Source organism: Streptococcus infantis, from assembly GCF_047460685.1.
GTDB lineage: Bacteria > Bacillota > Bacilli > Lactobacillales > Streptococcaceae > Streptococcus > Streptococcus infantis_AD.
In genome coordinates this window covers 1-1,032 of record NZ_JASHFS010000045.1, presented here as the reverse complement: position 1 = coordinate 1,032, position 1,032 = coordinate 1, and the positions used below count along the sequence as shown (strand labels likewise).

Below are 1,032 nucleotides of genomic sequence, written 5' to 3'. Positions count from 1 at the left end.
TAAGACAGTTACTCCAGATCAACCAGAAGTTACGGATAAGGTTACTTATAAACCACTTGGTAAGATCATTCCAGTTGATCCAGAAGGAAACCCAATTCCTAAAGCACCAACTCCACAGTACAACAATGATCCACAAGATCCAACTAAGGGTGGCGAGACTCCAACTCCAGTTATCCCAGGTTATGTGACAGATACACCAAGTGTAACACCTAATGACCCAGGATCTGATACACCTGTTGTCTACCGTAAGGCGGAACAAAAAGCTATTATCAAGTACGTTGACCAAACAACAGGTCAAACCCTTGCCAATGATCAAGTCGGTGGTAAATCAGGTGAGGCAATCAACTACTCAACTGCGGACAAGATCAAGTATTATGAAGATCGTGGCTATGTTCTTGTAAGCGATGAATTCCCAGCAGGAGTTCACTTCGATACCGATGCATCAGTAGATCAAACCTGGACAGTAACCTTGAAACATGGTGAAACTCCAGTTGGACCAAACGATCCACATAATCCAACAGATCCAATCAATCCAAATGATCCAAACAGTCCTAAATACCCAGCGACAGATCAATGGAAGAAAGATGTAATGTCAACTGTTCATTATGTAGGTGCAGGTAGTCAAACACCAGCAGACAATGTTCAAAATGCACAATGGACACGTACCTTAAAACTTGATAAAGTTACAGGTAAAGTTCTTAACCCTGATGAAGCATGGACAACTAATAAGACTAACTATGATGCAGTTCCAACGCCAAGTGTTACTGGATACTATGCGGATAAAGCAAGTGTTGCTTCTAAGACAGTCACTCAAGAAAATCTCGAAGAAACTGTAACTTACAAACCACTTGGAAACTTGGTTCCAAAACCAGAGACACCAAACGATCCAAACTTCCCATCAACACCAGAAGTGAAGTATCCAAATGATCCAACGGATCCAACGAAACCAGGTCAACCAGTTGTTCCTAATGTACCAGGCTACAAACCATACTTGCCAGATCCAAAAGATCCAAGCAAACCAGGTAAACCAGT

The 1,032-nt window shown here is 42.0% G+C and carries 1 protein-coding gene; it reads left to right on the top strand.

The annotated features are described in order from the left end of the window. On the top strand, positions 1-1,032 hold a 1,032-nt coding region (locus QM917_RS10570), incomplete at both ends, for a mucin-binding protein (RefSeq protein ID WP_414285728.1).